Consider the following 22,414-nt stretch of genomic DNA (forward strand, 5'->3'; position numbering starts at 1 on the left):
GACCCGGGCTCATCGTCCGCCGTCCAGCGCGCAGCCGACCGCCCTGAGCGGGATGGCAATGCGGCCGGCGAACGCGGCATCCGCCTCGACCGTCACGCAGACGAGCCCGTCGGCGCGGCGAGCGCTGATGCTCGCGCCCGCGTCCACACGGGAGATCGCGGCGTCCGCGGTCCCCTGGCTCTCACCGCGCCCGAGGAGGCGCGCGGAATCCGCGACGGCGTCTTGAAGTGCGACCTGCCTCATCCCCGCGCCGACGGCACCCAGTCCGAGCAGGAGCACGAGGACCACCGCGGGGAGGGCGACCGCGAGCTCGGCGGTGGCCGAGCCGCGGTCGTCGCCCCGACGGCGGGTGCCGTCGCCGGTCACGACACCGTCAGCGCGCGCCGGACGAGGTCGGTGAGGATCCCCCGCACCTCGTCGGATCTCATGATGACTGTCATGAGGACGCGAGCGACAAAGTCAGGTGGTGCGACGTTTGCCCCGCCATCGTGCAGGACCGCGCAGCTCATGGTCACGTCCCCAGACGGTTCGGATGGTGAATCGTTCGCCGCTGTCGTGCACGGTTACAGATTCCACGACCTTTCGAAGCCCTCGGTTTTGCTCGGGTATGGTCATGCCAGGCCAGGTGTCTTGCAGGGTTATGACCGCGGTAGGGCTGATCGTTCGCGGAGGGGTGAGAGCGTTTTCCTCGGCCTTGAGGCGGGCGAGTTCGGTCGTGATCTCATTGGTTGCGCGAACGTAGGCTGCCTCGGGGATGAGTTCGCGACCGAGTTGCCGCGTGAGGGTGGTTTGTTCGGCGTCGAGAGCGATCTGCTCCCGGAGGATCGCAGCGAGGCGCGCGGTCGCGGCGGCGTCGAGCGGCTTTGCGTCTACCTGCGGATCGAGGGCAAGTAGCCAGTCGGTTACGAGAGGTTCGATGGTGATCGCGGAGACGTAGGCGCGCTGGTCGTGACCATTCAGAGTCGATCCGCAGAGATAGCCGCGGTAGACCTTCCCAGCTGTTGTTGACCCTTTGCCGTGCATGCGTCCACCGCAGGAGCAGAGCATCACGCCGGAGAGGAGATGGTGATAGTCGCGGGGCTTCTCGGCATGGTCTCGACGGCGGGTGCGCTCGCTCCGGTATGCGTCCCAGGTAGCCTCATCGATGATCGGGTCATGCTGACCTGGGTAAGTCGCGCCGCGGTACGGGATGAGGCCGGCATGAACTGGAGAGTCCATGACGCTGAGGGGGCGGGGTCGCCGCCATGCGCCGCCGTTTGGCGCGGGGATGCCCTGCGCGTTCAGCCACGCCGCGATCGATGCCGAGCCCTCTCCGTTGAGGTAGCGCCGGTACATCTCGACCACAATTGGTCCGTGTTCGGGGTGGGGCGCGATGCCGTTGGGCGTGCGCGTCCAGCCGAATGGCAGCCGTCCCGATACCGGTAGGCCGAGGTTCAGGCGTCGCTGCCGGACCTCCTCCCACTGCTCGCCGATCTGCTCGGACTGGAAGGCGGCGTACTCGGTCATGACACCGCGGGCGAACCGTCCGGAGGCCGTAGCTGTGTCGATTGGCTCGGTGGCCGACTCGATCTTCCCGCCGGCGATATCGGCTCGGTCGATCGCAAGCGCCCAGTCTTTGCGGGATCGTGAGAGGCGGGACCATTTCCAGAGGACTATGACATCAGCCTCGCGCGTGTCAATCGCCGCCATGACCCGCTGCACCGCGGGGCGGTTCCACGTGCGCCCCGAGATACCTGGATCAGCCTCGACCGTGATGACCTCGTATCCCATGCGGTCGCAGTAGTCACGGCATGCGAGCTCCTGAAGCTCGAGGCTGATTGAGTCGTCCCGGTGTACGGACTGGCGCAGGTAAATGATCGCGTGGAGCGCTGTGTTGGTTACTGGACGAAGACGGCCGACCATCAGATGACCTCCAGCCGGTGCGACCATTGCCCGAGCCCCATGCGCGCCTGCGAGTAGGTGACTCCGCGCAGGCGGGTGAGGCAGAACGTCTCGTAGTCGAAGATGATGCGAGGGGTGACCGTGAACTCGTCGGCGAGCCAGTGCTGGTCCGGGTTGATGCGTTCGAGGCGGGCGTACTCGGCCGGCTCGATCAGGAGCGTCGCGGCGTACTTGCGCGCCTGTCGTTCTCCGACAGGGTCGGTGCAGTCGTGCCCGTAGAAGGCGTGACCGCATTCGTGTGCAAGCGTGGAGCGCTGCTCAGGAATGGTGAGGGTGAGATTCAGGCTGATCGAGCGTTCTGCGATGTCCGTTAGGCCGGCCGTCTCGCTGCCAAGGTCCCAGACGTGCACGTTGTACCCGAGCTGCGCTGCGTGGGCGATGAGTTGCTTCAACCGTTCTCCTAGAAGTCCTCGGGAGCTTCACCCGGTGCGGGTTGGTCGGTCTCGCGCGGATCGCGGTTGTCAGCCGCGATCTTGGTGCGGTCCATCGTCCGGGGCGGGCGACGCTCAAGATCATCTATCGAGGTGGGGACATTCAGCGGGCGGAGTTCCGTCACTTCGCTTGCCGTAGGCGTCTGGATCGCGGCAACGGCAGCGTCGAGCACATCGCCTGGTTCGACCCCGAGCGGGCCACAGATGGAGTAGAGGTCCTCGACATCCACGACTCGTTGTGCGTTCAGCGTCTTGTGGAGTGTCGTGAGCGGCAGTCTCGTCGAGGCCGCGAACGCCCGCACGCTGATCTTGCGGCGGGCAAGGTGCGCTCGGAGCTCTGCGGAGACCGCCTTGCTGAGCTCACCAATTTCACGTGCGTTCGTTCCCATGTGGGCGAGTATACCCAGTTTTAGGAAACATTGTATTCCACTTGCACCGTTCCCAAGTGCGGCGTAGTGTCTTCTACATGGGAACGGAATATCGGAACCGAGTGGCCGCGGAGGTGCGGGCCGCGATGGGGCGCAAAGGCGTGACTGCAACGGCCGTCGCCGCTGGAGCGTCCATGACCACCTCAACACTGTCGCTGCGACTCAAGGCCGTCAGCCCGTTCACTGTGGATGAGCTGATCCGCATCGCCGCTTTCCTCGAGGTCGAGCCGCGAGCGTTCTTCCCTCGCATCACCCAGATCACCCCGCTGGCGGTGGCGTCATGAAGACCGAAGCGCAGGCTCTCCGCGAGTTGGGGCAGGTCGTGGCCGAAGCTGCGGCGACCATCCGCAAACTCACGGTTCGCGAGGCAGCGGAACGGATCTGGCACCCAGGAGGCCCGTCGATGGATGAGTGCCTGGCGCGGTGCGCGAGCACGGGGCTGTGCAGACCGGACGCAGAGACAGCGTCGGCCGCGTAGCGGCCCACTCGCACCTGGCCGATCTGGCCCCTATTTGTTGCGCCTTCGGGCGGCTGAACTCTGACAACTCAACAGCACACACCGGCGAAGATACGCGGCACCCACGCCAACGGGTGCTGGACGCGACGCAGGGTCGAACTGGGACGAATGGACGGGCCGCAGGCAGCGGAGAAGCCGCCCCCAAGGAACGCAACCGGGTGTGTGTGGTCAACAAGATCAGGAGCTATGCGTTCACCCTTCCTCATGCATTCGCGGGGTGAGTCTGCACACGGCAGTGAGGCATGTAGAGGCGTGCCTACGACCTGTCAGGAACGGGCTGGTCTGCGCGGAGCCGTCAGGGGTTGTCCGGGTTCGAATCCCGGCCGCGCACGGAGGTATCACGATGATGAGAACCAACCCTGCTGTGAGGAACCCTTGCCCCGCCTGCTCAGGTTGGGGCTTTTTCATGACCGCCCGCGACCCCGACACCGACGTGGATTGCTTCGCGTGCGGTGGGACCGGGGTCGCCCGGCCGACCGTGTACGACGATTCCCCGCGTGTTCGACCGTCGGACCCGCTCACGTCCCACCGTGCGGCGGATGTCGCCGTGAAACGGGTCCCGACGGCCCTGGCGGTTGAGCGGGCGCTGTCTGCTGCGGGGCATCCGATCACCGCTGACGAGGTGTACCGGATCGCACGGAACAGTCTCGGCTTCTACTGCACCCCTCAGCGGGTGCGGACGGTGCTGTCCGAGGAGAACGGCGGGCCCTGGGTCCGCCTCGACGAGTACGGGGAATCCGAATACGGCAATCCCTCCCACCTGTGGGCCTTGAAGGAGGCAGCATGATCGAGCTCGAGTGCCCGTCCTGTGATTGGACCGGGCAGATGGTCGTCCTTGATGACGATCACCCCTGGGTGGAGGTGCGCTGCCCGATGTGCGCGCACCACTTCACGGAGCGGGTCGGCTGATGGCCGCGTTCCTGTGGATGGGGGTCGTTCTCGCGTTGGAGTGCACCGCTGTCCTGTTCTTCATCCCTCCGAGCGTCGGCTCTCTGGCCGTCGCGATCCTCTTCGCCGGAGCGTTCCTGACTGTGTGTTGGGCGTGCGGCGCTTTCCGAAAGGACACCCGATGACTGTTGACACTGCACGTTACCGCCTGTCTGCCGCCCGTTCCGCGGTGATCCGCGCCGAGGGAGAGCTGGCCGCCGCGATCCGCCGCCGCGACGAGGCGGAGGAAGCCCTGTACCGCGCCGAAGAGGAAGACCTCGGAGGCGCAGCATGAGCAATTTCACCGCAAGCAACGGGATCACCGTCTATGTCCGAGATGGAGGAACGGTGCAGTTCCAGCATGGGACTCGGGATGAGTCGTGCGGGATTCTCCAGGTCATGCCTCAGTCGGAGTGGTGGCAGACTCTCCGCGAGTTCTTCCAGCATGAGCGCGATGAGGCGGTGGGGCGGTGGCGTGACGCCCTGGAGCCGTACTACATCGCTTATCCGGTGGATGGGGGCGAGACCGTCCGCATCGTGGATGAACGCGATGGAACGCATAAGTGGCTGAACCGCAACGTGGAGGCGACGGACACGGGCACCTATGGTGCGGCGTTCCGCTACTTCGAGGCTCACCCGGAGCGGAAGCCCTGGGAAGACGCGAAGCCGGGCGAGGTCTGGGCGCTCCACATCAAGCAGTTCCCGGGCGAGGACGCCTACGCGGTCTTCGAAGAGCCGTCGCAGGGCGTCATGAAGATCTACTTCAAATCGCTGACTGACGGCTCGGCCTACTGGGTGCGTCCCGATTCCATCGAGAGTGCCCGTCGTATCTGGCCGGAGGATGCGTCGTGAGCTTCACGGTCGCCAACACCGAAGAGTCCCTCCGTGAGGCGGAGGACGCCCTGTACGCCGCATCCGCGACCGGCGACCCTGCGAGGATTGCCCGGGCGCAGGATCGGGTGAGACGCGCGGAACGGCGGTTCACGAAGGCCCGCCACCGTGACGAGTTCGGGGTCTGCGACTGCCCTATCTGCCGGGACGCCGCATGATCGACGCAACCAGGTTCCTCGTCTCACGAGGCAACGACGAACCTGCATGGTTCGCTGCACGCAGCCTAGGTGTGACCGCGACCGCTGTGGCCGAGGTCGCCGCGAAACGAGACCGCCAGGCAGCGATCGAGGCGTGGCTGAGCCCCACCCCGGTGGAGCAGAACGTCTATATGCAGTTCGGGGTCGAGGCAGAACCACAGATGATGCGGTACGCCCACTCCGAGCACGGGATACTCCCCATCGATTGGGTGATCGCGTCGGACAGGGACGGCCGGCATCTGGCGTCCCCGGACGGGCTGTCCTTGGATCACCGGCTGATCGCAGAGTGCAAAGCCCCCGGTGACCCGTGGGACTCCGCACTGGTCAAGATCACCGGCATCCCGATCCGGTACCGCCGCCAGGTGCAGTGGCAGCTGCATGTCACGGGCGCGGAGCGGTGCTTGTTCCTCTGGAACCGCCGTGTCGAAGACGGGGCATGGTTCCGTCTGGCCTGGTTCGAACCGCGGTCGGTGTGGATCGGCCGCGACGAAGAGATGATCGCAGACCTCATCGAGGTCGCAACCGAGATGTTGGAGGCGCGCGATGGCGCAATACAAAGGGCCGCTTGACTACATCGATGTCGCCAGCCGCATCGTCGAGTTCCGTGGCAAGTTCCCCGACGGGTCCCTGTCCAGGGTCGCCCCCGACGGGCATCTGGTCGATGTGGAGTTCCGGGAATTCGGCGGCAAGACGTGGGTCGTGTACACGGCGTTCGCCTACCGGTCCGTCGATGACCGGCTCCCCGGAGTCGGCACCGCCTGGGAGCCTGTGCCCGGGCCCACCCAGTTCACCCGTGACAGTGAGGTGCAGAACGCTGAGACGGCGGCCTGGGGCCGCGCGATGGTCGCCGCCCTCGCCGTCGACACGAAGCAGGGTGTCGCGTCCTCTGAGGAGGTCCGCAACCGGCAGGCCGATGCAGGGTCGAAGCCGAAGCAGGAGTCCCCACCAGAAGGATGGCGGGGACTCCTCGCGACGGCCGACAGCATGGAGGCGCTCCAGGCGCTCTACGACGGTCAAGCGCACCGATGGTTCACCGATGACGTCAAGACCGCGTTCACCGCACGTCGCAAGCAGCTTGAGACCGCCTGATGCCTCTCCCCACGCAAGCGCGACTCAACCAGCATCTTGTCCGCTGGGACTCGGAGATCAAAGCGTTCGATGCGGTGATCTCCGAGTACGGGCAGAAGAAGGCCGACCTCGAGTATCGGCGTGCGGTCGTCATGGAGAACGCGAAGAGCTCCGACGAGAAGCTGTCTCAGGCGGCTGCCGAACGGGTCGCTGACGCCGACCAGGAAGCGTACCGGCTCCATAGGGAGTACCGGGCCGCCGAGTCGTCCATCGAGGCGAAGAAGGCCCGGTTGCGGTGGTGTGCGGCTGTCGCTGATGCCCTCCGCTCCGAGGTCTCCACTGAGCGCGCCGAAGCCAAGCTCTACGCCGACACCACCGACTGATGGCCACGACTGAGAAAGGGGCGTCGGATGACTCGCGTGATCCCTGGGACGGTGCCACCGACCCGTCCCCATGAGGACCCGGCCGGCCGGTGTCGGCCCTCGTGCTGCAAAACCCCATACTTCTGCGCCCGCAGGTACGCGTGCGCCTGCCACGGAAAGGAAGAGCGATGACGGTCTCTGTCACGGTGAAGAAGCGCGTCATCGAACGTGACGGCGGGTTCTGTCTGATGATGCTCCCCGGCTGTTCGGGTGAGGCGCAGACCACCCATGCTGGGGCGATCGTCCGGGCGGACCTGATCGAGCGCGGCCTGCGTGTCGAGAAGGCCGCAACGAACGCCGCCACCCTGCACCGTTCGAAGGCAACACCGGTCCAGGCGATCGACGGCGAGTGGTACTACCTCGTCTCCGCCACCGTGCGAAGACACGTCAGCGAAGGGAGGCCAGAAGATGGCGCGTGAGGTGCGAGATGGCTAAGGAGTACGGCCAGCTACGGCATGACATCTGGTCGGATGACGACTGGCTGAACCTGACCGTCCCGGCACAACACCTGTACATGACGTTGTTGGCGGACCCGACGTTGAACTACTGCGGGGTCGTCAACTGGCATGTCGGCAGGATGGCGCAACGCGCCGCCGAGAACACCGCTCGGGATACGCTGCTCGCCGCCTCTGAGCTCTCCGACGCCCACTTCATTGTGATCGACGAGACGACCGAGGAAGCCATGATCCGGTCGTATCTGAGACACGATCCGATCCTCAAGAACCCGCGACTGTCGGTGACGATGGCGAAGGAGTACGGGGTCATCGGGTCACGGAAGATCCGGGCAGCGCTCGTCTACGAGCTCCAGCGCCTACAGAAAGCGCACGGTGATTGGCCCGCCTGGGAGAAGCCTCAGGTGAAGACGATCCTGAGACAGAACGCGGTGAGTGCGAAGACCATGGAGACCGATCTTCCGCTTGCCGGTCAGGCGTATTTCCTCAGCGGTTTACCCAGTGCGTTACCTAGCGAATCGAGCACGGCAGGGTAGCGGTTTACCAGCCGCCTACAACTAGCAACGTGCAACAGCAACAAGCAACCCGCAACGAATCTAAAGATTCTCACTCGCTGAGAGCGAAGAGTTATCCACAGGCCACTGACCCAGCAGAACGGGTAGTGGCCTTTTCCATGGGGAGATTCAGTGAAGTCATCCGATCTTGCCCTCGCGGAGACGCACGACGAGGACTGGGAGCAACGGTTCCGGGCGATGGAACAGGCGGGGGCATCGCTCGCGCAGATCGCCGACGCTTTCCGCGTCTCAACCCGCACCGCTTCTCGGTGGCGCGAGAGGCTCGGCCTCCAACACCAGGAACCACATCATCCCCGACCCCGATCAGATCGCGACCATGCTGCGGCGCTACTCGATGACGGCTGCTCGTTCGCAGAGGTGGCGAGGACTCTGGGTGTCACCGGGCCAACCATCCGTCGATGGTTCCCGGACCGACGCTCGTGGACGCGCGAAGAGCGCGGTGCATACGCCGCGCAAGCCAGGCGATTCAACGAAATCACGACCACCAAAACGGCGGGACGGACCCCAACATGAGGACGTTCCTGACTCTCATCGGGTGGGAGATCGTACGGCCCTGGATCAAACGATCCGGGGCCTTTTTGCTGCGCTGGTACTGGCGCAAGACAAGGAGATGAAGATGAGCGCCGAGCTCGACAAGCACATGAAGAAGCTGGCCGCGATGGGCGTCACGATCAACGTCACCCCCGCCGCTGGACACGATGAGGGATTCGATGACCGTCCGTCAGGCCGCATCGCCCAGGCCGCGAAGGACGCCGGGATCTACTACGAGAAGGGCGAGAACTGATGGCCGGCGAGACGATCATCACGATAGTCGGCAACCTGACCGACGCGCCGGAGCTGCGGTACACGCAGAACGGGCTGCCGGTGGCGAACTTCACCATCGCATCGACGCCGCGCAGTTTCGACCGTCAGGCGAACGAGTGGAAGGACGGCGATGCGCTGTTCCTCCGCGCGTCCGTGTGGCGCGAGTTCGCCGAGCACGTGGCGGGTTCGCTGACCAAGGGCATGCGGGTCATCGCATCCGGACGCCTGAAGCAGCGCTCCTACCAGGACCGCGAGGGCAACCAGCGCACGTCGATCGAGCTGGAGGTCGACGAGATCGGCCCCTCGCTCCGCTACGCGACGGCGCAGGTCACCCGCGCGACACGCGCAGAGGGCGGCCAGGCGGACCGTGGACGTACGGAAACCGCAACCGACACCGGATGGGCCACCACACCCCTGGCGGGCGCTCAGACAGACGCGTGGGGAGGTGGGGACTTTGGAGACAACGCCCCATTCTGACCCGATCCGTGTACAGCTGTCGCGCCGGAAGGGCTGGCGGATGCCGTCGAACACGGTCAGCGTCGCCCGGCCGACGAAGTGGGGAAACCCCTTCCGAATCGAACAGGTCGAATGCTCGGTAGGCGGTCTGTGCTGGGCGGTGTCGATCGGCAACCTGGGCGTGCAGCAGCACATCGTCTCGCAGGCGAAGGCCCGCGATCTCGCCGTGTATCTGTTCCAGTCATGGATGGAAGAGGACGACCGTCACGGCCTGCCAGACCCCTCGCCGCTCGCCGGGAAGAACCTCGCCTGCTGGTGCCCGCTCGACCAGCCCTGCCACGCCGACGTCCTGCTGGAGCTCGCGAACGGGGGCGCACGATGACGATCCTCTGCGTGGTTTCTTGGCCTGGTGTTCCGTCGGTTGCCCCTTGCCACCAGCCCGGTGTGCACCTGGAGACCTGCACGAATGACGACTGTCGGGGATGCTACTTCCGGCCTGCGGAGCGTGGGTTCCTGTGCCAGTCGCACCACGACCGGTTCGAGCACGCATACACCCGGTGGGACGAGTTCGAACGCCGAGTGTCCGCACTTGGTCTGTCGAAGGCGGTGCAGCGGGATACCGCCGGTATCCGTACGACTGCGGACGGGCACGTGAACCTGACCGGGGCGTTCCTCGCGGTCGACGAGTGCCACCGGCACCTACTGTCGCTGACCGCGTTCGGATCGATCGACATGTGGATCTCGACCGAGGAAGGCGCGAAGGATGCAATCCAGTTCGCTGCCGCCGCGGAACGCGCATACCGGGCGCACGAGATCGTCGAACGCCCCCACCGCATTCACCGCGTCCGGTGTCCGGAATGCCAGCAGCAGTTGATCTGGAACCCGCCGGCCTGGTTCGAGGGCGACGTGACCGTGAAGTGCTCCAACGACGAGTGCCGACACGTGCTCGACCAGAACGAATTCGAAGAACTGGAGAACGCATCATGACTGATCGCGAGCCGCCGAGCCTGGACTCGCCGGAGCAAATGCTGACCGAAGTGACTGTCGCTCACCGCCTGGGCTACTGGTGGGGAACATCCAACGCCCCGGTCGACGAGATCTCGGATGAGGAGATCGCAGAAGCCGATGCGTACCTGAACCGCTTCATCGCCCAGGTGCGAGCCGAGGCGTGGTTCGTCGGGTACGACAAGGGCAACCTTTGATGGCTACTTCGGCACGAACCAGGAGCGCCAGAACAGCCCTTATGCAGAACACAACCCGTATCGAGAGGAGCAGGACCGATGACTGATCGTGAGCGACTGATCGAGGAAGCCCGGACGGCTATGGCGAAGGCGTGGTCTTCCACAGCCTCATGGTCTGACTCCTGGAATGCCATGGCCAAAGCCGCTTTCGCTGTGTTCGAGGAGGCGCACACCCCGACCGACGACGAGCGGGAAGCACTTGGGATCGTGGTCGCGAACTTCATAAGCCCCGCAGGATACGAGGTGGCGGAGTTGGACTACATACTGGCCGACCGGATCCTGGCTGCTGGCTTCCGTCGTCCCGCCGCTCCGGAGCCGGTCGATTCAAGCGAATCCCGTATCGGCTTGAACGCGGGTGCCAGTGGATCAAGTGGAGTAGCCCCAACCGACGACAAGCGGGAAGTGCACAGGCGAGTGATCGATCTGTGGTTCGCGACCTGGCGCGACATCGGCAAGGTGTCACCAGCCTTGGAAGTGGCGATCGACTCGCTGGAGGGGATGGTCTCCGATGCTCTGGACGCTGGCTTCCGCCGCTCCGAGGTACCAGAGCCGAGCGCCGCGCCGGCGATGGACGAGAAGGCCCCGGAGCCGCAGGGGGCGTGTCCTCAGTGTCGCCGTACGGATGGGCAGCACAAGCTCGGGTGCGGGGAGCGGTTCGATCCGGAGGTGCATGACGAGCTGACTCGTGAGCGTGACCACCATGGGATCGACCCCAAGCCGCAGGGCGAATCGTCCGACGCGCAGGTGTTGGCGGCGTTCAACGCGTTCTTCGGCCTCGAAGTCGATCACGTCAGCGAGGGGACGGCGACTCGGATGCGTGCCGCTCTGCGTGCTGCTGCGTCCGTCACCGAGCAGGGAGAGAACCGATGACTGGTGGGACTACGTGTGAGCGCCTCGGGCATGCCTGGTACTCAAGGCGATTCGGCGGTATTGGGTGTGGTCGGTCCGGGTGTCGGGAGCAGCGAGCTGACTTCTGCGTGATCGATGGCAAGCCCGTACCGCATGACGAGCACGAGGCGGCCACCCCGGGAGAGAACCGAGAGGAGCAGGACCGATGAGCAAGTGGAACGTGACCTACGACATCAGCTACTCGGTGAGGCGTGAAGTTGAGATCGGCCACGAGGAGATCGAGAGCTGGCGTAAGTACAACGGACTTGAGGGTTTCACCGATCAGGAGGTCGTGACGAACCTCCTCCAGAACGATGATGAGTTCAACGCCAACGCTCTCAAGGACTGGCGGACGAACGAGCCGCTGCCGGGCGACTTCGAGATGCTGGACTGCTCTGTCGATGAGGTGGAGGAGCAGGACCGATGAGCGCTGATGAGACCGCCGTCACCGGCAAGCCGATGGAGCACTACGAACCGTACGTCGAGATGCTGTCGCATGTGCTCGCCAATGGCCTCGCCCTGGCCACCGAATGGGAGTTCCTGCTGAGCCTCGATCGCTCACTGCCTCTGCACGAAGCGGTGCGTGACGCCGCCCGGGACTCGATCAAGTGGCGGTTCGCGTTCGAGATCGATCGTATCGAGCAAGGGCGGGTCGAGCAGGGAGAGGTGGAGAACCGTGGCTGATCGCATGACATCCGTGGTGCTCCCGAGTCTCCCATCGGGGCGCGGGTTCATGGACTACGGGCGGCAGACACCTGAACACATGATCTCGGAGTTGCGCCGCATCGCGCGCGGCAATCTCCGCGCATCGCAGGCGATCCTTGACGCCCCGGATGAGGCGTTCCGCGTGGAGACCTTCACGGGAATCCACGTCCAGCGAAACCGGGAAGTTCTTCAGGAAGGGCAGGGAGAGCGATGAGCGAGCACACACCGACGAGCGAGTTCACGCCCATGAGCGATCCGATGAGCAAGGCAATCGAGGACATCGCCGCTGAGCGTGCGAACCAGATCGAGAAGGGCTGGACGCCCGAGCACGACGACGACCACGGATTCGGGCACCTCATGAATCAGGCGCTCGGTCGCATCCGCAATGAGCTGCTGCCGCCGAGCCGGAGTGAGCTGGTGCAGGCCGCCGCGCTGATCGTCGCGGGTATCGAGTGGATGGATCGAAACATCCCGGATCGCCCAGACGGGAGCCGAGACGATGGCTGATCAGACGATGGTGGAGAGGATCAAGGCCTTCGGAGAGTACGACGGCTCGGCTGATCCGGGGGAGGTGATCCGGGATGTGTGGAAGGTTGCGTCGACCCTGCTCCAGGGATCGGGCGGCGACTACTGCGCGTGCCAGCTCTTCCCGTGCGAGTGCGTCATGCGCTTCATGGACGACCTGGCCGAGTGCGTCACGGCACGGCATCCAGGGAGCCGGGCAGACCGCCCAGACGGGAGCACAGAGCGATGAGCACGCACGTAGACGAGACCCTGGTGAGGTTGCTCCGGCAGGGATGGCGCGGCGAGACTGCGACCGATCTGATGCGGGAGGCCGCTGCTCGGATCGAGGCGCTGACGAGCGCGCCAGACCGCCCAAACCGGAGTGAGGACGACGAGTTCGCGCCCGGCGAGTGCGACGGTTCGAGCACATGCTCGGCTCCGATCCACGTCCACGGCTGCTACGCGCCGCACCGGTCGGATCAGTGCGATTCGCCCGACGAGTACGGGCACACAGACCGCCCAGATGGGAGCCGAGATGCTGTGTGACTTCGTGCGCCACTCGTGCGGCGAGCATGTGCACGTTGACGAGTGGGAAGAGCACCTCGAAGCGTGTACCAACCGCCCAGATGGGAGCCGTGATGGGTGACCTACTGCCCGGCCTCGTGCTGGGTCGCGGCGGCCAGGATGAGGGAGATGGCCCCGATGAGCCCGAAACCCCAGCCGAGCCCGTCGAGGAGCGACACGTCGGCGAGCCGGGTGCCGGAGAAGAGGATCATCCCGCTGATCCCGACCATCAGGTACCGCTGGCTGTCCTTCATGCGGGGGAGTCTACTCACCGACCTCGGACTGGCGCCCGAGGCACATACGTGGGTGGGCGCGAGGATCAGGAGGGCGATACGAGGAGGGCTAGTCGGATTCCTTGATCGAGATCTGGATGCCGCGCGGGGAGAGGCCTGTGACTTCTCCCGCGCGCTTCCATGTCACGCCGGATGCCAGGGCGGCTCGCAGCGCGTGGTTGCGGTAGCGACGCTGCTCACGCGTCCGCTCCTCGAGGGATTCGAGCTTCGCTTGCGCAGCCGCCAGGTCGTCCTCAGCGGTCATGAGAGCACTCTACCGGAGTAGAGCAAAAGGCACTATACTGAGGTATAGCGAGAGGGGGAAGCGATGAGCTTCGAAAGGTACCGATGCCCCGCCTGCCAGCAACAGGTGATCGTCTTCGATGACAGACCATTCGCGTGCAGAAACACCACCTGCGCAGCGGACGCCGCCGCCCTCCAGGAACCCCGCGAGGTCATCACCCGCGAAGAAATGATGCGCCCCCACGCTGTGGTCTACTACCTCGCGTTCGGAAGCCGCGTGAAGATCGGCACCACCACCGACCTCCCCGGCCGCATGCAAGCACTCCCCCACGACGAGCTCCTCGCCTTCGAATTCGGCAGCTACGACGTGGAGCGTTCCCGACACCAGCAATTCGCCCATGCCCGCGTCGTCGGCGAATGGTTCGAGCGTGCAGACGCCGAGCTCACCGCCTGGATCACCACACTCCGCACGAGCCTCGAACATCCGGAAGACCCCGTGCGATCAGCTTCCCTCGCCGTCAAGCGTCGCGTCCTCGGGTTGGCTACAGCATGAGCCTCCTCCGAGCCCCAGAGTGGCTCACCACCAGCGGCGCAGTCGCCTACCTCGGGAAGTCCCACCGAACGATCCGCCGTTGGCTTGCGGACCCCTCGCTCAGCATCCGCACGAAGGGCACTGGAGCATCGAAGCGCATTCACCGTGACGACCTCGATCGGGTCAACGATGCGAAGGACGCGTACCGGAACAATCCGACATTCACACGCTCTTGATATGTCCAGATGTGGCCGCGGTACTGTGATGGAGTCGGCACACTGTCGCGAAAGCCCCGGTCTCTGAGAACCGGGGCATCGTCATGTCCCCGCGCTACAGCGCATCCCACACAGGGCAAGACACCCGAGTAACGGCCAAGTAGCCGCACGTGACCGCGTCCAGGTGACGCACGATCGAGGTGAACCATGGCCACATCTTCGCGAGCCACAACGTTCGATGAGAAACGCGCGCAGGTGCTGTACGACGATGGGGCAACCTGCCGTGCGATCGCGGATGCGCTTGGATGCGCTCCGTCGACCGTTTCGCGGTGGGCGAAGAAGAAAGGTCTCAAGTTCGACCGCACGCAGACGGACATGGCGACTCGGGCGCACACGGTCGAACTGGCTGCTGCGCGGATCGAGCTTGCACAGCTGATGTTCGTGGCGGCGCGTGACGGGCTCCTCGAGTTGGATGGGCCGATCACCGTGTACAGCTTCGGCGGCAAGGAGAACGAGTTCAACTCGCACACCTTCGACCGTGCCCCGGTGGACATTCGCCGTCAGGTGATGACGACGGCTGGGATCGCGTTCGACAAGGTCAACAAGATCGTCGAGGCGTCGGATGACGCTGAGGGCCTCGCCCCGGTCGAGTCGATGCTCGGTCGCCTGGCGGTCCGGTTCGGTCTTGTGGAGGGCGCTGACGGCGATGCCTGACGTGCTGGCAGATATCTCCCCGAAGCAAGAGCTGTCGATCCGGGAGTCCACGGCGCAGGTGTGCGTGTGGGAAGGTGCGGTCCGGTCCTCGAAGACGATCGCGCAGATCCTCCGCTTCCTGATCGCTGTACCGATGGCCCGCCAAGGCCGCATCGTCATCATGGGCCGCACACGCGAGTCGATCTACCGGAACATCATCGAACCGATGATGGACCCGGAACTGTTCGGTGATCTCGCCCAGCATGTCAAGTACACGATAGGTGCCCCGACGGCGAAGATCCTCGGTCGTGTCGTGCACATCATCGGTGCGAACGACAAGCAGGCTGAGGACAAGATCCGAGGGATGACGGTCGCGCTCGTCCTCATCGATGAGATCACTGTCATCCCCGAGGGTGCGTTCAAGATGATGCTGTCTCGTCTCACAGCCCCGAACGCACAGCTATTCGGGTCGACGAACCCCGACTCCCCCGGCCACTGGCTCAAGCGCGACTACCTTGACCGGCTCGACGAACTCCCGAACTGGAAGTCGTGGCACTTCACCCTCGACGACAACATTGCGCTGTCCGATCAGGTGAAAGCGAACCTGAAAGCGAACTACACCGGCCTCTGGTACCGCCGCTTCATCCTCGGCGAGTGGGTGGCTGCTGAAGGTGCGATCTTCGACATGTTCGACCCGAAGGTTGGGGCCGGGAACGTCATCCAGTGGGAAGACCTCCCCGAGATGCGTGAACTCATCGCCGTGTCTCTCGACTACGGGACCACGAACCCAACCGCCGCGCTGCTCCTCGGCGTCTCAGCGGAGATCGATCACCTGGGCCGGCCAACACCACGCCTGTTCTTCATCGACGAGTACCGGCACGACGGGAAGCACGCCGAGCAGAAGCTCACCGATGCTGAGCTTGGCCGCGAGTTCGTCCGATGGTTGAACGAGAACCACCTACCGTCGAACACGTCGACCCGTCTCATGCCGCGGTACACGATCCTCGACCCGTCGGCAGCATCGTTCGGTGTTGAGCTTCGGAAGACGCACAGCCTGACGACAACCCCGGCCGACAATGACGTGCTGTACGGCATCCGCACTATGGCGTCGCTGATCGCTGAGAAGCAGGTCATCATCACGGACCGTTGCAAGGGCCTGATCCGCGAGCTCCCCGGGTACTCGTGGGATCCCGAGGCGACGCTCAAGGGCGAGGACAAGCCGCTCAAGGTCAACGATCACAGCACGGATGCCGCGCGGTATGCGCTCACCACGACCGAGAACATCTGGCGCAGGTACATCAAGCTCGCCGCGTAGAGGGGGTCCTCATGGCTGACGCCACGACTTGGCCTCCCTCCCCTTGGGATACCGCGTTTGCTCGCTTCCGTGAACTGGATGCATGGTGGGCGGGCAATGCCGCGGTCCTGTCGGAGATCTACTCCGGGCAGACCGCGGCAACAGCCGTCCCGACGCATACTGTCGCCGGCCGGAAGTACCGTGGCGGTGTTCTCGGCAGCTTGTCGAAGATGTTCCTGGGGCAGCCGATCGTGGAGGCTGAGAAGCGGATGCGGATGCATCTGCCGCTCGCCGCCGACCTGTGCACCCTCTCCTCCGACCTCCTTTTCGGTGAAGCCCCCCAGGTGTTGTTCCGCAAGCCTGACGACCAGCCCCTCCAGGAGGGTGAGACGCGGGCGTCGCGGAAGAAGTGGGTTCACCCTGCGCAGGCCCGCCTTGACGAGATCATCGGTGCGGATGAGGCCCACGCGGAACTCCTCCTGGGTGGCGAGTATGCGGCTGCGCTGGGTGGGTCGTATCTTGCTGTGGCGTGGGATGCGGACGTCCACGATAACGTGTTCCCGAAGGCGTACGCCGCGGACACCGCGATCCCCACTTTCCGGCATGGGCGGCTCATTGGTGTGAAGCTGTGGTCCGAGTACCACGACGGCAACGAGGTGTTCCGTCTGGTTGAGGAGCACAAGCCCGGGTCGATCGAATACACCCTGTACCGGGGCACGGATCGTACGCTCGGTGAGGCTGTACAGATCGACACCCGCCCCGAGACCGAACACTATGCGAGGCTGCGGACCGCAGCGGACCTGAACGTCCCTGAGGGTGCGCTGCCGCAGACTGTCGCGATCGGCACCGGCACATCCCGCCTCGCAGTCACCTACCTCAAGAATGCCGCCCCTGTCCGGGACTGGCGGAAGCTCGGGGAACTCGCATCCCTCGGTCGCTCCGACCTTGACGGCATCCAGGATGTCCTCGACAAGGTCGACATGGCCTGGTCGTCGCTGATGCGCGACATCGACAACGGCCAAGGCCGTTTGGTCGTCCCTGAGGACATGCTCGAACTGTCGGGGAAACCCGGAGAGGGTGCGAATTTCGACATCTACCGTCAGGTGTTCACCCCGGTCTCCGGTTCGCTCGGAAAGGCCGCGGATGGCAACGGCCCGATGTCGATCGTCCAGTTCGCGATCCGTGTCGAGGAACACCTCGCCGTCATCGAAGGGCTCAAGAAGGAGATCGCGTCCGCGCTCGGCTACTCCGAAGCGCACCTCGGCCTGGACTCCGTCGCCGGAACCCGAACGGCAACGGAGATCGACGCGGACCTATCCGACAGTGAACGCACCCGGGACAAGAAGGCCCTATACGCGAAGGGCGCCCTGGCCCGATGGTCGTTGGCGGCGCTCGAGATCGACCGGACCGTGTTCGGCGGTAGCGAGCTCGGGGACCTGACCAGGATGCCGTCGGTCGAGTTCGCTCCCGTGTCGCAGGCTGACCCGGAGAAGCTCGCCCGCACCGCGCAGATGCTCGACGCTGCCCGCGCCGCGTCCCGCAAGGAGATTGTCCGCAGCCTCCACAGCGACTGGGATGAGGACGACATCGACGCGGAGGTGGCGTTGATCCAGCAGGAGATGGGGACACCCGCACCTGACCCTGCCGCGTTCACTGGCGACGACGAGGAGCAAGGCGATGACGAGTGACGTGATGTTCGAGCTTTGCGTCCGCAAGACGAAGTACGCCGGCCAGCGCCTCCCCGACCGTCCTGCGGGGTTCCGTCCCCTCCGGGGCGACTACCCGACCGTGTCGAAGCGTGCCGTCGAGCTGAACGACGTGCAGAAGGGAACCACGAAACCGGATTACGTGTTCTTCGCGGACACGATCGGCCCTGAATCCAACCCTCTGCACTGCGACATCTGCAAGCGGATCGCGATCCGGGAAGCCTCACGCGACGAGGACTGATCGGAGGTCATCGTGGCGCTGTTCGTCCCGAACCCTGAGCGTGAGTCTGTCGAAGAGCTGATCGAGGACCTCTCCCGTTACCTCGCCCAGCGGTACAGGGACGCCGAGGACCTCCTGATCCAGGAGGTCGCGAAGCGGGCGGTCCGGGACTTCCAGTTGGCGTCCCTGCTTCCCGACGCACCAGGCGGCATGGGTATGACAGCCGCGGAGCGGCGAGCCCGGAACCGGGTTCTCGCTGAGCTTGCCGCCCACCGGGCAGTCGCTCTGCGGGAGTTGCAGACGATCGCGTTGCAGATGGTGTCCGATCTCCGCGCGGAGGATCTCGCACACCGGCTGATCCGCATCGCCGCCGAGGAAGGTGAAGCTGCCGCTGCCGCATCGCTCCGGTTCGCGGGCACCCCGCCGCTCAGCGCCCTGCCCGGAACCTCATCTCAGGCCGTCGCGATGGTCGCTCTCTCGCTCGAATCCCGCCTTGAGGTGCTGAACCAACGCCTCACCCGGTACCCACAGGACGCCTACCAGCGGATCGTGGCCCTGTACTCACCGGACACGCTCCTTGGGGTGTCAACGTCACGCGTGCAGCAGGCAGCCGCGGTGCAGCGGTTCCTCTCCGAAGGCATCACAGGGTTCGTCGACAAGGTGAACCGGCGGTGGACGATCGGCGCGTACGCGGAGATGGCCGGCCGTACGACGGTGAACCGGGTGTACAACGACGCTGGTATCTGGCGGATGGGCCAGTCTGGGATTCACCTCGTCACCGTCGTCCGCGGCCTGGACTCGTGCCGGAAGTGTGCAGCGTGGGCGGGGAAGATCCTCTCCACCGATGGCACTCCTGCCGGCCCGGTGGTGCTCCCGCATGCGACCCGCTCCGAGTCGGTGACTGTAGATGTTGCGGGGACTGTGGAGGAGGCGCGTGCCGCAGGCTGGGGTCACCCGAACTGTCGTTGCCGTCTCGTCGCTTACTCCCCTGGCCTGACAGTCCCGCAGGGCGACACGACGTATGACGAGGCGGCGGAGAAGGAGCGGGCACGCCAGCGTGCGCTCGAGCGGGAGATCCGGTCAGCGAAGCGTCGTGAAGCGTCTGCGATGACCGACACCGACCGCCGCAGGGCCGCCCAGGACGTCCGGACCGCTCAGGCCGACATGCGCGACTTCATCCGTGACACTGGCCGCCACCGGCAGTCGTACCGTGAGCAGCTGGGATTCGCTGACGGCCGCGGCCCTGTCGGACGCCCGACCACACCGACCACACCGACGCCGCCGAGACCGCCCGCACCGCTGATCGCTGGCGATCGTGTCTCGGCCCGCACGCTCGGCGATGTCCGCCCCTCGAACCGCGGCACGCAGACGGTTCCCGAGGGCGCGTTCCCGCGGGCGCATGAGCTCGCGACCGGGGAACGTCTCGCACGTGCCGGTGTCGACGTGCAGTGGCGCGTCGAGGACTTCACGCATGGTGTGAAGAACCCAGATGTCACGATCAACGGCCAGGTGTGGGACTTCAAGAGCCCAGAAGGGGCCGGGAAGACCACGATTTCAAACCAGTTCAGCCGTGCGAAGGAACAGGGCGTGCATCGCATCGTGCTGGACCTCGCGCGCAGCCCGATCGACGAAACCGCTGCATTGGCGGAGGCGCGTCGACGCCTCGCGGGCAACGACTGGTTCACCGAGGTGATCTTCATCGACCGCGCCGGCAGAGTGATCTGGCTCACGAAGGAATAAGAGAACGCGGCCCGGCTGTCCTAGTGGACTGCCTGCCGCGTTCACCACGATTCTACATCGCCCGCTTGAGCGATGGAAGGGTCCCCTCGAAGCTCCGTGCCGTCGTTGGCCCTGCACTGCGACGGCACGGTCCTCCTTCCTCACACGCAGGGTGTGGGGTACCGATCCCGGCAGGCCCGGGAGGAAGCAGCATCATCATGACTGACCAGATTCCCCCGGCTCATCCCGCCACGCCCGCGGCTCCCTCCCCCACCGCTCCCCCGGCCACACCCGCCCCGGATGCGCCCGCCTCGTCGACACCGCCGTGGGGTGACGACCCGTCGGCGTTCGACCCGGACAAGGCGTGGAAGCTGATCGAGAACCTCCGCACCGACGCCGAAAAGCGTCAGGAGAAGACGGACGCCGCGATCGCCGCCGCCGCGGCCCAGGCGCAGAAGGACACGCTCGCCCAGTTCGCGAAGCTCCTCAGCGGCGAACCGGAACCCGAGACCGACCCGGTGAAGCTCGCCGCGACCATCGCGGAGAAGGACACGGCGCTCACGGCCGCGCAGGCCGCCGCTGTGGACGCTCAGCGCATCGCCCAGGTCGCCATCCATGGCGGCGCACTCGGCGCGAACCTCACCGCTCTCCTCGCCGACCCGGCATTCAAGACCACCCTGGCATCGGTAGACCCGACCAAGGAGGCGGACATCAAGTCCGTCATCACTCAGGCGCTCCAGGCGAACGCCGCTCTCAAGCAGCCCCCGCGAGGTTCAGGTGACGTCGCACCCACGGGCCCGACAGTCCAGTCCCTCGAAGCTCAGCTCAAGGCCGCTGAGGAGAAGAAGGACCAGGGCGAAATCATCCGACTGACTCGCGCGATCGTGCACGCACGTAACGCGCAGTCCGCGTAACCGCCCGAGAGGGCAGAAACGGAGACCAGCATGGCTGGAATCAGCGGGCAGGGAACCACCTTCAACCTGCCCAACTATGTGGGGCCGCTTTTCAACGTGAGCCCCGAAGACACTCCCTTCCTCAACGCCATCGGCGGCATGACCGGTGGCGAAGAGGTCAAGTCGACCGAGTTCGAGTGGCAGACCCACGACCTCCGCGACCCGGAGGAGAACCGGTCCCGCCTTGAGGGCGCGGCTGCACAGAACTCGGACCAGCGTGTCCGGGCGAACGTCACCAACGTCGTCGAGATCCACCAAGAGACCGTCGAGGTTTCGTACACGAAGCAGGCCGCGACCGGTCAGACGTCGGGCACGAACAACGACCAGACGAACCCTGTCCAGGCGGAGCTTCCCTGGCAGATCACGCAGGCCCTCAAGGCGAAGGCCACCGACATCGAGGCGTCGTTCCTCATCGGCCAGTACCAGAAGCCGGCGAACAACACGACCGCCCGGAAGACCCGTGGCCTGATCCCCGCGATCACCACGAACGTCATCGAGCTCGGTACGGCCCTCTCGGGTGCTGCGGCGACCACGGTGATCACGGCTGCTGGGCACGGCCTCGCGAACGGTACCGCTGTGCGGTTCACGTCCGTGGGTGTCGCGACCGCGATCCGCCTGAACCGCGTCTACTACGTGATCAACACGGCAACGGACACGTTCAGTGTCGCCGCGACTCCGACGGGCTCGGCGATCACGATCGGCACGGCCACCGTGGCTCTGTCGGTCCTGTCGACCGCCGGCCCCACGAAGGAGACGTACGACGAGCTGTTCCAGCGCGTGTACGACAACGGGGGCATGCGTGAGACGGCGACCCAGACGATCATCGTCGGGTCCCGTCAGAAGCGGAACATCTCCACGGCGTACGCGAACGCATACGGCAAGTACCAGGAGTCGTCCCGCAACGTCGGCGGTGTCGACTTCACGACCATCGTCACCGACTTCGGCACGTTCAACATCATGCTCGACCGTTGGGTGCCGGCGGACGCGTTCGTGGTTGCGTCGCTCGAGCAGGTCAAGCCGAAGTTCCTCGTGATCCCCGGCAAGGGTCACTTCTTCGAGGAGGAGCTCGCGAAGATCGGCGCATCCGATCGGGTGCAGCTGTACGGCGAGGTCGGCCTGGAGTACGGCAACGAGAAGGGGCACGGTGTGATCCGTGGCCTTCCGGTTGCGCCCGTCTGGGCGTAACCCCATCAGGTGGGGTCAGGTGCAATCCCTGGCCCCACCCCTGAGCAGGGAGCAGGAACCGTGTCCGTTAAGATCATCCACCCGGACAAGTCGTTCACCGGGAACGCGATCAACCTGGACTTCACCAGTGGTGAGGCTGAGGTCAAGTCGCTGTCGAAGGAAGCCCGCACGGTGCTGTCCGAGAACGGCTTCACCGTCAAGAACATCGAGCCGACCGCGGCCGAGAAGAGCGCCGCTGAGAAGGCCAGGGCCGACAAGGAAGCGGCCGACAAGGCCGAGCGCCTCGCCGCCGAGGAGAAGGCCGCTGCCGAGAAGAAGTAGCTGCACCAGACCCCGACGCGCCATGGCGCTGTCCGTCGCGTCGGGGTCCC

37 protein-coding genes are annotated in these 22,414 nt (G+C 65.3%); 31 read left to right on the forward strand and 6 right to left on the reverse strand.

What is annotated here, in order from left to right; all coding sequences use genetic code 11:
- Positions 1 to 9 precede the first annotated feature (9 nt).
- From J2Y69_RS11165 to J2Y69_RS11185, 4 genes are all read right to left on the reverse strand, one after another.
- Positions 10 to 366: a TadE family type IV pilus minor pilin gene (locus J2Y69_RS11165; protein WP_310020624.1), complete on the reverse strand. Its 357-nt coding sequence runs from the start codon at positions 364 to 366 to the stop codon at positions 10 to 12.
- Between the two features lie 93 nt (positions 367 to 459).
- On the reverse strand, positions 460 to 1,929 hold the full coding sequence (locus J2Y69_RS11175) for a recombinase family protein (RefSeq protein ID WP_310020626.1): 1,470 nt from the start codon (positions 1,927 to 1,929) through the stop codon (positions 460 to 462).
- Positions 1,902 to 2,333 (reverse strand): ImmA/IrrE family metallo-endopeptidase, encoded by a 432-nt coding sequence (locus J2Y69_RS11180; RefSeq protein WP_310020628.1) that lies wholly within the window; start codon positions 2,331 to 2,333, stop codon positions 1,902 to 1,904. The genes J2Y69_RS11175 and J2Y69_RS11180 overlap by 28 nt, the downstream gene beginning before the upstream one ends.
- 8 nt (positions 2,334 to 2,341) lie before the next feature.
- Positions 2,342 to 2,761 (reverse strand): helix-turn-helix domain-containing protein, encoded by a 420-nt coding sequence (locus J2Y69_RS11185; RefSeq protein WP_310020632.1) that lies wholly within the window; start codon positions 2,759 to 2,761, stop codon positions 2,342 to 2,344.
- 173 nt (positions 2,762 to 2,934) lie between these two features.
- Here J2Y69_RS11185 and J2Y69_RS11190 point away from each other — a divergent pair, with 173 nt between their 5' ends.
- From J2Y69_RS11190 to J2Y69_RS11290, 22 genes are all read left to right on the forward strand, one after another.
- Complete coding sequence (locus J2Y69_RS11190; protein WP_310020635.1) at positions 2,935 to 3,084, forward strand: hypothetical protein; 150 nt, start codon at positions 2,935 to 2,937, stop codon at positions 3,082 to 3,084.
- Positions 3,085 to 3,723: 639 nt separating this feature from the next.
- Complete coding sequence (locus J2Y69_RS11195) at positions 3,724 to 4,104, forward strand: hypothetical protein (protein ID WP_310020637.1); 381 nt, start codon at positions 3,724 to 3,726, stop codon at positions 4,102 to 4,104.
- Positions 4,101 to 4,226 (forward strand): hypothetical protein, encoded by a 126-nt coding sequence (locus tag J2Y69_RS11200; protein ID WP_310020640.1) that lies wholly within the window; start codon positions 4,101 to 4,103, stop codon positions 4,224 to 4,226. The genes J2Y69_RS11195 and J2Y69_RS11200 overlap by 4 nt, the downstream gene beginning before the upstream one ends.
- 160 nt (positions 4,227 to 4,386) lie before the next feature.
- A complete protein-coding gene (locus tag J2Y69_RS11205) occupies positions 4,387 to 4,539 on the forward strand; it encodes a hypothetical protein (RefSeq protein WP_310020642.1) in 153 nt (50 codons plus the stop codon).
- Entirely contained in the window at positions 4,536 to 5,096 is a 561-nt protein-coding gene (locus J2Y69_RS11210) for a hypothetical protein (RefSeq protein WP_310020644.1), read from the forward strand. Before J2Y69_RS11205 ends, J2Y69_RS11210 begins: the two co-directional genes overlap by 4 nt.
- On the forward strand, positions 5,093 to 5,293 hold the full coding sequence (locus J2Y69_RS11215) for a hypothetical protein (protein WP_310020649.1): 201 nt from the start codon (positions 5,093 to 5,095) through the stop codon (positions 5,291 to 5,293). Before J2Y69_RS11210 ends, J2Y69_RS11215 begins: the two co-directional genes overlap by 4 nt.
- Positions 5,290 to 5,901, forward strand: coding sequence for a YqaJ viral recombinase family protein (locus J2Y69_RS11220; RefSeq protein WP_310020651.1), 612 nt, complete (start codon positions 5,290 to 5,292; stop codon positions 5,899 to 5,901). Before J2Y69_RS11215 ends, J2Y69_RS11220 begins: the two co-directional genes overlap by 4 nt.
- On the forward strand, positions 5,876 to 6,421 hold the full coding sequence (locus J2Y69_RS11225; protein ID WP_310020654.1) for a hypothetical protein: 546 nt from the start codon (positions 5,876 to 5,878) through the stop codon (positions 6,419 to 6,421). The genes J2Y69_RS11220 and J2Y69_RS11225 overlap by 26 nt, the downstream gene beginning before the upstream one ends.
- Positions 6,421 to 6,783, forward strand: a complete 363-nt coding sequence (locus J2Y69_RS11230) for a hypothetical protein (RefSeq protein ID WP_310020655.1) — start codon at positions 6,421 to 6,423, stop codon at positions 6,781 to 6,783. Before J2Y69_RS11225 ends, J2Y69_RS11230 begins: the two co-directional genes overlap by 1 nt.
- 167 nt (positions 6,784 to 6,950) lie before the next feature.
- Complete coding sequence (locus tag J2Y69_RS11235) at positions 6,951 to 7,241, forward strand: hypothetical protein (RefSeq protein ID WP_310020658.1); 291 nt, start codon at positions 6,951 to 6,953, stop codon at positions 7,239 to 7,241.
- 8 nt (positions 7,242 to 7,249) lie between these two features.
- Complete coding sequence (locus tag J2Y69_RS11240) at positions 7,250 to 7,810, forward strand: hypothetical protein (protein WP_310020659.1); 561 nt, start codon at positions 7,250 to 7,252, stop codon at positions 7,808 to 7,810.
- A 216-nt stretch (positions 7,811 to 8,026) separates the two neighbouring features.
- On the forward strand, positions 8,027 to 8,362 hold the full coding sequence (locus J2Y69_RS18085; protein WP_396653091.1) for a helix-turn-helix domain-containing protein: 336 nt from the start codon (positions 8,027 to 8,029) through the stop codon (positions 8,360 to 8,362).
- A gap of 103 nt (positions 8,363 to 8,465) precedes the next feature.
- Entirely contained in the window at positions 8,466 to 8,633 is a 168-nt protein-coding gene (locus tag J2Y69_RS11245) for a hypothetical protein (RefSeq protein WP_310020662.1), read from the forward strand.
- Positions 8,633 to 9,130, forward strand: a complete 498-nt coding sequence (locus J2Y69_RS11250) for a single-stranded DNA-binding protein (RefSeq protein ID WP_310020665.1) — start codon at positions 8,633 to 8,635, stop codon at positions 9,128 to 9,130. Before J2Y69_RS11245 ends, J2Y69_RS11250 begins: the two co-directional genes overlap by 1 nt.
- A 40-nt stretch (positions 9,131 to 9,170) precedes the next feature.
- A complete protein-coding gene (locus J2Y69_RS11255; protein WP_396653088.1) occupies positions 9,171 to 9,491 on the forward strand; it encodes a DUF4326 domain-containing protein in 321 nt (106 codons plus the stop codon).
- 197 nt (positions 9,492 to 9,688) lie between these two features.
- Positions 9,689 to 10,096 carry a hypothetical protein gene (locus J2Y69_RS11260; protein WP_310020670.1) on the forward strand — a complete coding sequence of 136 codons (408 nt, stop codon included), beginning with the start codon at positions 9,689 to 9,691 and terminating at the stop codon, positions 10,094 to 10,096.
- Positions 10,093 to 10,311 carry a hypothetical protein gene (locus J2Y69_RS11265; RefSeq protein ID WP_310020673.1) on the forward strand — a complete coding sequence of 73 codons (219 nt, stop codon included), beginning with the start codon at positions 10,093 to 10,095 and terminating at the stop codon, positions 10,309 to 10,311. The genes J2Y69_RS11260 and J2Y69_RS11265 overlap by 4 nt, the downstream gene beginning before the upstream one ends.
- Positions 10,312 to 10,389: 78 nt before the next feature.
- The gene (locus tag J2Y69_RS11270) at positions 10,390 to 11,220 is read left to right on the forward strand and encodes a hypothetical protein (protein ID WP_310020676.1); all 831 of its coding nucleotides are present in this window, start codon (positions 10,390 to 10,392) and stop codon (positions 11,218 to 11,220) included.
- A gap of 184 nt (positions 11,221 to 11,404) precedes the next feature.
- On the forward strand, positions 11,405 to 11,665 hold the full coding sequence (locus J2Y69_RS11275; protein WP_310020679.1) for a hypothetical protein: 261 nt from the start codon (positions 11,405 to 11,407) through the stop codon (positions 11,663 to 11,665).
- Positions 11,662 to 11,922, forward strand: a complete 261-nt coding sequence (locus J2Y69_RS11280) for a hypothetical protein (RefSeq protein WP_310020683.1) — start codon at positions 11,662 to 11,664, stop codon at positions 11,920 to 11,922. The genes J2Y69_RS11275 and J2Y69_RS11280 overlap by 4 nt, the downstream gene beginning before the upstream one ends.
- Positions 11,915 to 12,157: a hypothetical protein gene (locus J2Y69_RS11285; RefSeq protein ID WP_310020686.1), complete on the forward strand. Its 243-nt coding sequence runs from the start codon at positions 11,915 to 11,917 to the stop codon at positions 12,155 to 12,157. Before J2Y69_RS11280 ends, J2Y69_RS11285 begins: the two co-directional genes overlap by 8 nt.
- Positions 12,154 to 12,450 carry a hypothetical protein gene (locus tag J2Y69_RS11290; protein ID WP_310020689.1) on the forward strand — a complete coding sequence of 99 codons (297 nt, stop codon included), beginning with the start codon at positions 12,154 to 12,156 and terminating at the stop codon, positions 12,448 to 12,450. The genes J2Y69_RS11285 and J2Y69_RS11290 overlap by 4 nt, the downstream gene beginning before the upstream one ends.
- Before the next feature lie 644 nt (positions 12,451 to 13,094).
- On the opposite strand, the gene J2Y69_RS11295 is transcribed toward J2Y69_RS11290, so the two are convergent.
- Together J2Y69_RS11295 and J2Y69_RS11300 are read right to left on the reverse strand one after the other, a co-directional pair.
- Positions 13,095 to 13,265 (reverse strand): hypothetical protein, encoded by a 171-nt coding sequence (locus J2Y69_RS11295; protein WP_310020690.1) that lies wholly within the window; start codon positions 13,263 to 13,265, stop codon positions 13,095 to 13,097.
- Positions 13,266 to 13,353: 88 nt separating this feature from the next.
- Positions 13,354 to 13,548 (reverse strand): hypothetical protein, encoded by a 195-nt coding sequence (locus tag J2Y69_RS11300; protein ID WP_310020692.1) that lies wholly within the window; start codon positions 13,546 to 13,548, stop codon positions 13,354 to 13,356.
- Positions 13,549 to 13,611: 63 nt separating this feature from the next.
- Here J2Y69_RS11300 and J2Y69_RS11305 point away from each other — a divergent pair, with 63 nt between their 5' ends.
- The 9 genes from J2Y69_RS11305 (at position 13,612) to J2Y69_RS11345 (ending at position 22,364) form a co-directional block, all read left to right on the forward strand.
- A complete protein-coding gene (locus tag J2Y69_RS11305) occupies positions 13,612 to 14,079 on the forward strand; it encodes a GIY-YIG nuclease family protein (RefSeq protein WP_310020694.1) in 468 nt (155 codons plus the stop codon).
- Between the two features lie 401 nt (positions 14,080 to 14,480).
- Positions 14,481 to 14,987 (forward strand): helix-turn-helix domain-containing protein, encoded by a 507-nt coding sequence (locus tag J2Y69_RS11310; protein WP_310020696.1) that lies wholly within the window; start codon positions 14,481 to 14,483, stop codon positions 14,985 to 14,987.
- The gene (locus J2Y69_RS11315) at positions 14,980 to 16,281 is read left to right on the forward strand and encodes a PBSX family phage terminase large subunit (RefSeq protein WP_310020698.1); all 1,302 of its coding nucleotides are present in this window, start codon (positions 14,980 to 14,982) and stop codon (positions 16,279 to 16,281) included. The genes J2Y69_RS11310 and J2Y69_RS11315 overlap by 8 nt, the downstream gene beginning before the upstream one ends.
- A gap of 11 nt (positions 16,282 to 16,292) precedes the next feature.
- A complete protein-coding gene (locus J2Y69_RS11320; protein ID WP_310020700.1) occupies positions 16,293 to 17,948 on the forward strand; it encodes a phage portal protein in 1,656 nt (551 codons plus the stop codon).
- Positions 17,938 to 18,207 carry a hypothetical protein gene (locus tag J2Y69_RS11325; RefSeq protein ID WP_310020702.1) on the forward strand — a complete coding sequence of 90 codons (270 nt, stop codon included), beginning with the start codon at positions 17,938 to 17,940 and terminating at the stop codon, positions 18,205 to 18,207. Before J2Y69_RS11320 ends, J2Y69_RS11325 begins: the two co-directional genes overlap by 11 nt.
- Before the next feature lie 12 nt (positions 18,208 to 18,219).
- Complete coding sequence (locus J2Y69_RS11330; RefSeq protein ID WP_310020703.1) at positions 18,220 to 19,926, forward strand: phage minor capsid protein; 1,707 nt, start codon at positions 18,220 to 18,222, stop codon at positions 19,924 to 19,926.
- 197 nt (positions 19,927 to 20,123) lie between these two features.
- The gene (locus tag J2Y69_RS11335) at positions 20,124 to 20,819 is read left to right on the forward strand and encodes a hypothetical protein (protein ID WP_310020705.1); all 696 of its coding nucleotides are present in this window, start codon (positions 20,124 to 20,126) and stop codon (positions 20,817 to 20,819) included.
- A gap of 30 nt (positions 20,820 to 20,849) precedes the next feature.
- A complete protein-coding gene (locus tag J2Y69_RS11340; protein WP_310020706.1) occupies positions 20,850 to 22,043 on the forward strand; it encodes an SU10 major capsid protein in 1,194 nt (397 codons plus the stop codon).
- A 60-nt stretch (positions 22,044 to 22,103) separates the two neighbouring features.
- Positions 22,104 to 22,364, forward strand: a complete 261-nt coding sequence (locus tag J2Y69_RS11345; RefSeq protein ID WP_310020708.1) for a hypothetical protein — start codon at positions 22,104 to 22,106, stop codon at positions 22,362 to 22,364.
- Positions 22,365 to 22,414: the final 50 nt, after the last annotated feature.

Origin of the sequence: Microbacterium resistens (assembly GCF_031456305.1) — a bacterium.
Lineage (GTDB): Bacteria > Actinomycetota > Actinomycetes > Actinomycetales > Microbacteriaceae > Microbacterium > Microbacterium resistens_A.

Bases quoted from the DNA above. Each gene is read 5' to 3' on its own strand.
- J2Y69_RS11175 (WP_310020626.1), bottom strand. From the start codon at position 1,929: ATGGTCGCACCGGCTGGAGGTCATCTGATGGTCGGCCGTCTTCGTCCA.
- J2Y69_RS11185 (WP_310020632.1), bottom strand. From the start codon at position 2,761: ATGGGAACGAACGCACGTGAAATTGGTGAGCTCAGCAAGGCGGTCTCC.
- J2Y69_RS11190 (WP_310020635.1), top strand. From the start codon at position 2,935: ATGACCACCTCAACACTGTCGCTGCGACTCAAGGCCGTCAGCCCGTTC.
- J2Y69_RS11195 (WP_310020637.1), top strand. From the start codon at position 3,724: ATGACCGCCCGCGACCCCGACACCGACGTGGATTGCTTCGCGTGCGGT.
- J2Y69_RS11200 (WP_310020640.1), top strand. From the start codon at position 4,101: ATGATCGAGCTCGAGTGCCCGTCCTGTGATTGGACCGGGCAGATGGTC.
- J2Y69_RS11205 (WP_310020642.1), top strand. From the start codon at position 4,387: ATGACTGTTGACACTGCACGTTACCGCCTGTCTGCCGCCCGTTCCGCG.
- J2Y69_RS11210 (WP_310020644.1), top strand. From the start codon at position 4,536: ATGAGCAATTTCACCGCAAGCAACGGGATCACCGTCTATGTCCGAGAT.
- J2Y69_RS11220 (WP_310020651.1), top strand. From the start codon at position 5,290: ATGATCGACGCAACCAGGTTCCTCGTCTCACGAGGCAACGACGAACCT.
- J2Y69_RS11225 (WP_310020654.1), top strand. From the start codon at position 5,876: ATGGCGCAATACAAAGGGCCGCTTGACTACATCGATGTCGCCAGCCGC.
- J2Y69_RS11230 (WP_310020655.1), top strand. From the start codon at position 6,421: ATGCCTCTCCCCACGCAAGCGCGACTCAACCAGCATCTTGTCCGCTGG.
- J2Y69_RS11235 (WP_310020658.1), top strand. From the start codon at position 6,951: ATGACGGTCTCTGTCACGGTGAAGAAGCGCGTCATCGAACGTGACGGC.
- J2Y69_RS11240 (WP_310020659.1), top strand. From the start codon at position 7,250: ATGGCTAAGGAGTACGGCCAGCTACGGCATGACATCTGGTCGGATGAC.
- J2Y69_RS18085 (WP_396653091.1), top strand. From the start codon at position 8,027: ATGGAACAGGCGGGGGCATCGCTCGCGCAGATCGCCGACGCTTTCCGC.
- J2Y69_RS11245 (WP_310020662.1), top strand. From the start codon at position 8,466: ATGAGCGCCGAGCTCGACAAGCACATGAAGAAGCTGGCCGCGATGGGC.
- J2Y69_RS11250 (WP_310020665.1), top strand. From the start codon at position 8,633: ATGGCCGGCGAGACGATCATCACGATAGTCGGCAACCTGACCGACGCG.
- J2Y69_RS11255 (WP_396653088.1), top strand. From the start codon at position 9,171: ATGCCGTCGAACACGGTCAGCGTCGCCCGGCCGACGAAGTGGGGAAAC.
- J2Y69_RS11265 (WP_310020673.1), top strand. From the start codon at position 10,093: ATGACTGATCGCGAGCCGCCGAGCCTGGACTCGCCGGAGCAAATGCTG.
- J2Y69_RS11270 (WP_310020676.1), top strand. From the start codon at position 10,390: ATGACTGATCGTGAGCGACTGATCGAGGAAGCCCGGACGGCTATGGCG.
- J2Y69_RS11275 (WP_310020679.1), top strand. From the start codon at position 11,405: ATGAGCAAGTGGAACGTGACCTACGACATCAGCTACTCGGTGAGGCGT.
- J2Y69_RS11280 (WP_310020683.1), top strand. From the start codon at position 11,662: ATGAGCGCTGATGAGACCGCCGTCACCGGCAAGCCGATGGAGCACTAC.
- J2Y69_RS11290 (WP_310020689.1), top strand. From the start codon at position 12,154: ATGAGCGAGCACACACCGACGAGCGAGTTCACGCCCATGAGCGATCCG.
- J2Y69_RS11295 (WP_310020690.1), bottom strand. From the start codon at position 13,265: ATGAAGGACAGCCAGCGGTACCTGATGGTCGGGATCAGCGGGATGATC.
- J2Y69_RS11300 (WP_310020692.1), bottom strand. From the start codon at position 13,548: ATGACCGCTGAGGACGACCTGGCGGCTGCGCAAGCGAAGCTCGAATCC.
- J2Y69_RS11305 (WP_310020694.1), top strand. From the start codon at position 13,612: ATGAGCTTCGAAAGGTACCGATGCCCCGCCTGCCAGCAACAGGTGATC.
- J2Y69_RS11310 (WP_310020696.1), top strand. From the start codon at position 14,481: ATGGCCACATCTTCGCGAGCCACAACGTTCGATGAGAAACGCGCGCAG.
- J2Y69_RS11315 (WP_310020698.1), top strand. From the start codon at position 14,980: ATGCCTGACGTGCTGGCAGATATCTCCCCGAAGCAAGAGCTGTCGATC.
- J2Y69_RS11320 (WP_310020700.1), top strand. From the start codon at position 16,293: ATGGCTGACGCCACGACTTGGCCTCCCTCCCCTTGGGATACCGCGTTT.
- J2Y69_RS11325 (WP_310020702.1), top strand. From the start codon at position 17,938: ATGACGAGTGACGTGATGTTCGAGCTTTGCGTCCGCAAGACGAAGTAC.
- J2Y69_RS11335 (WP_310020705.1), top strand. From the start codon at position 20,124: ATGACTGACCAGATTCCCCCGGCTCATCCCGCCACGCCCGCGGCTCCC.
- J2Y69_RS11340 (WP_310020706.1), top strand. From the start codon at position 20,850: ATGGCTGGAATCAGCGGGCAGGGAACCACCTTCAACCTGCCCAACTAT.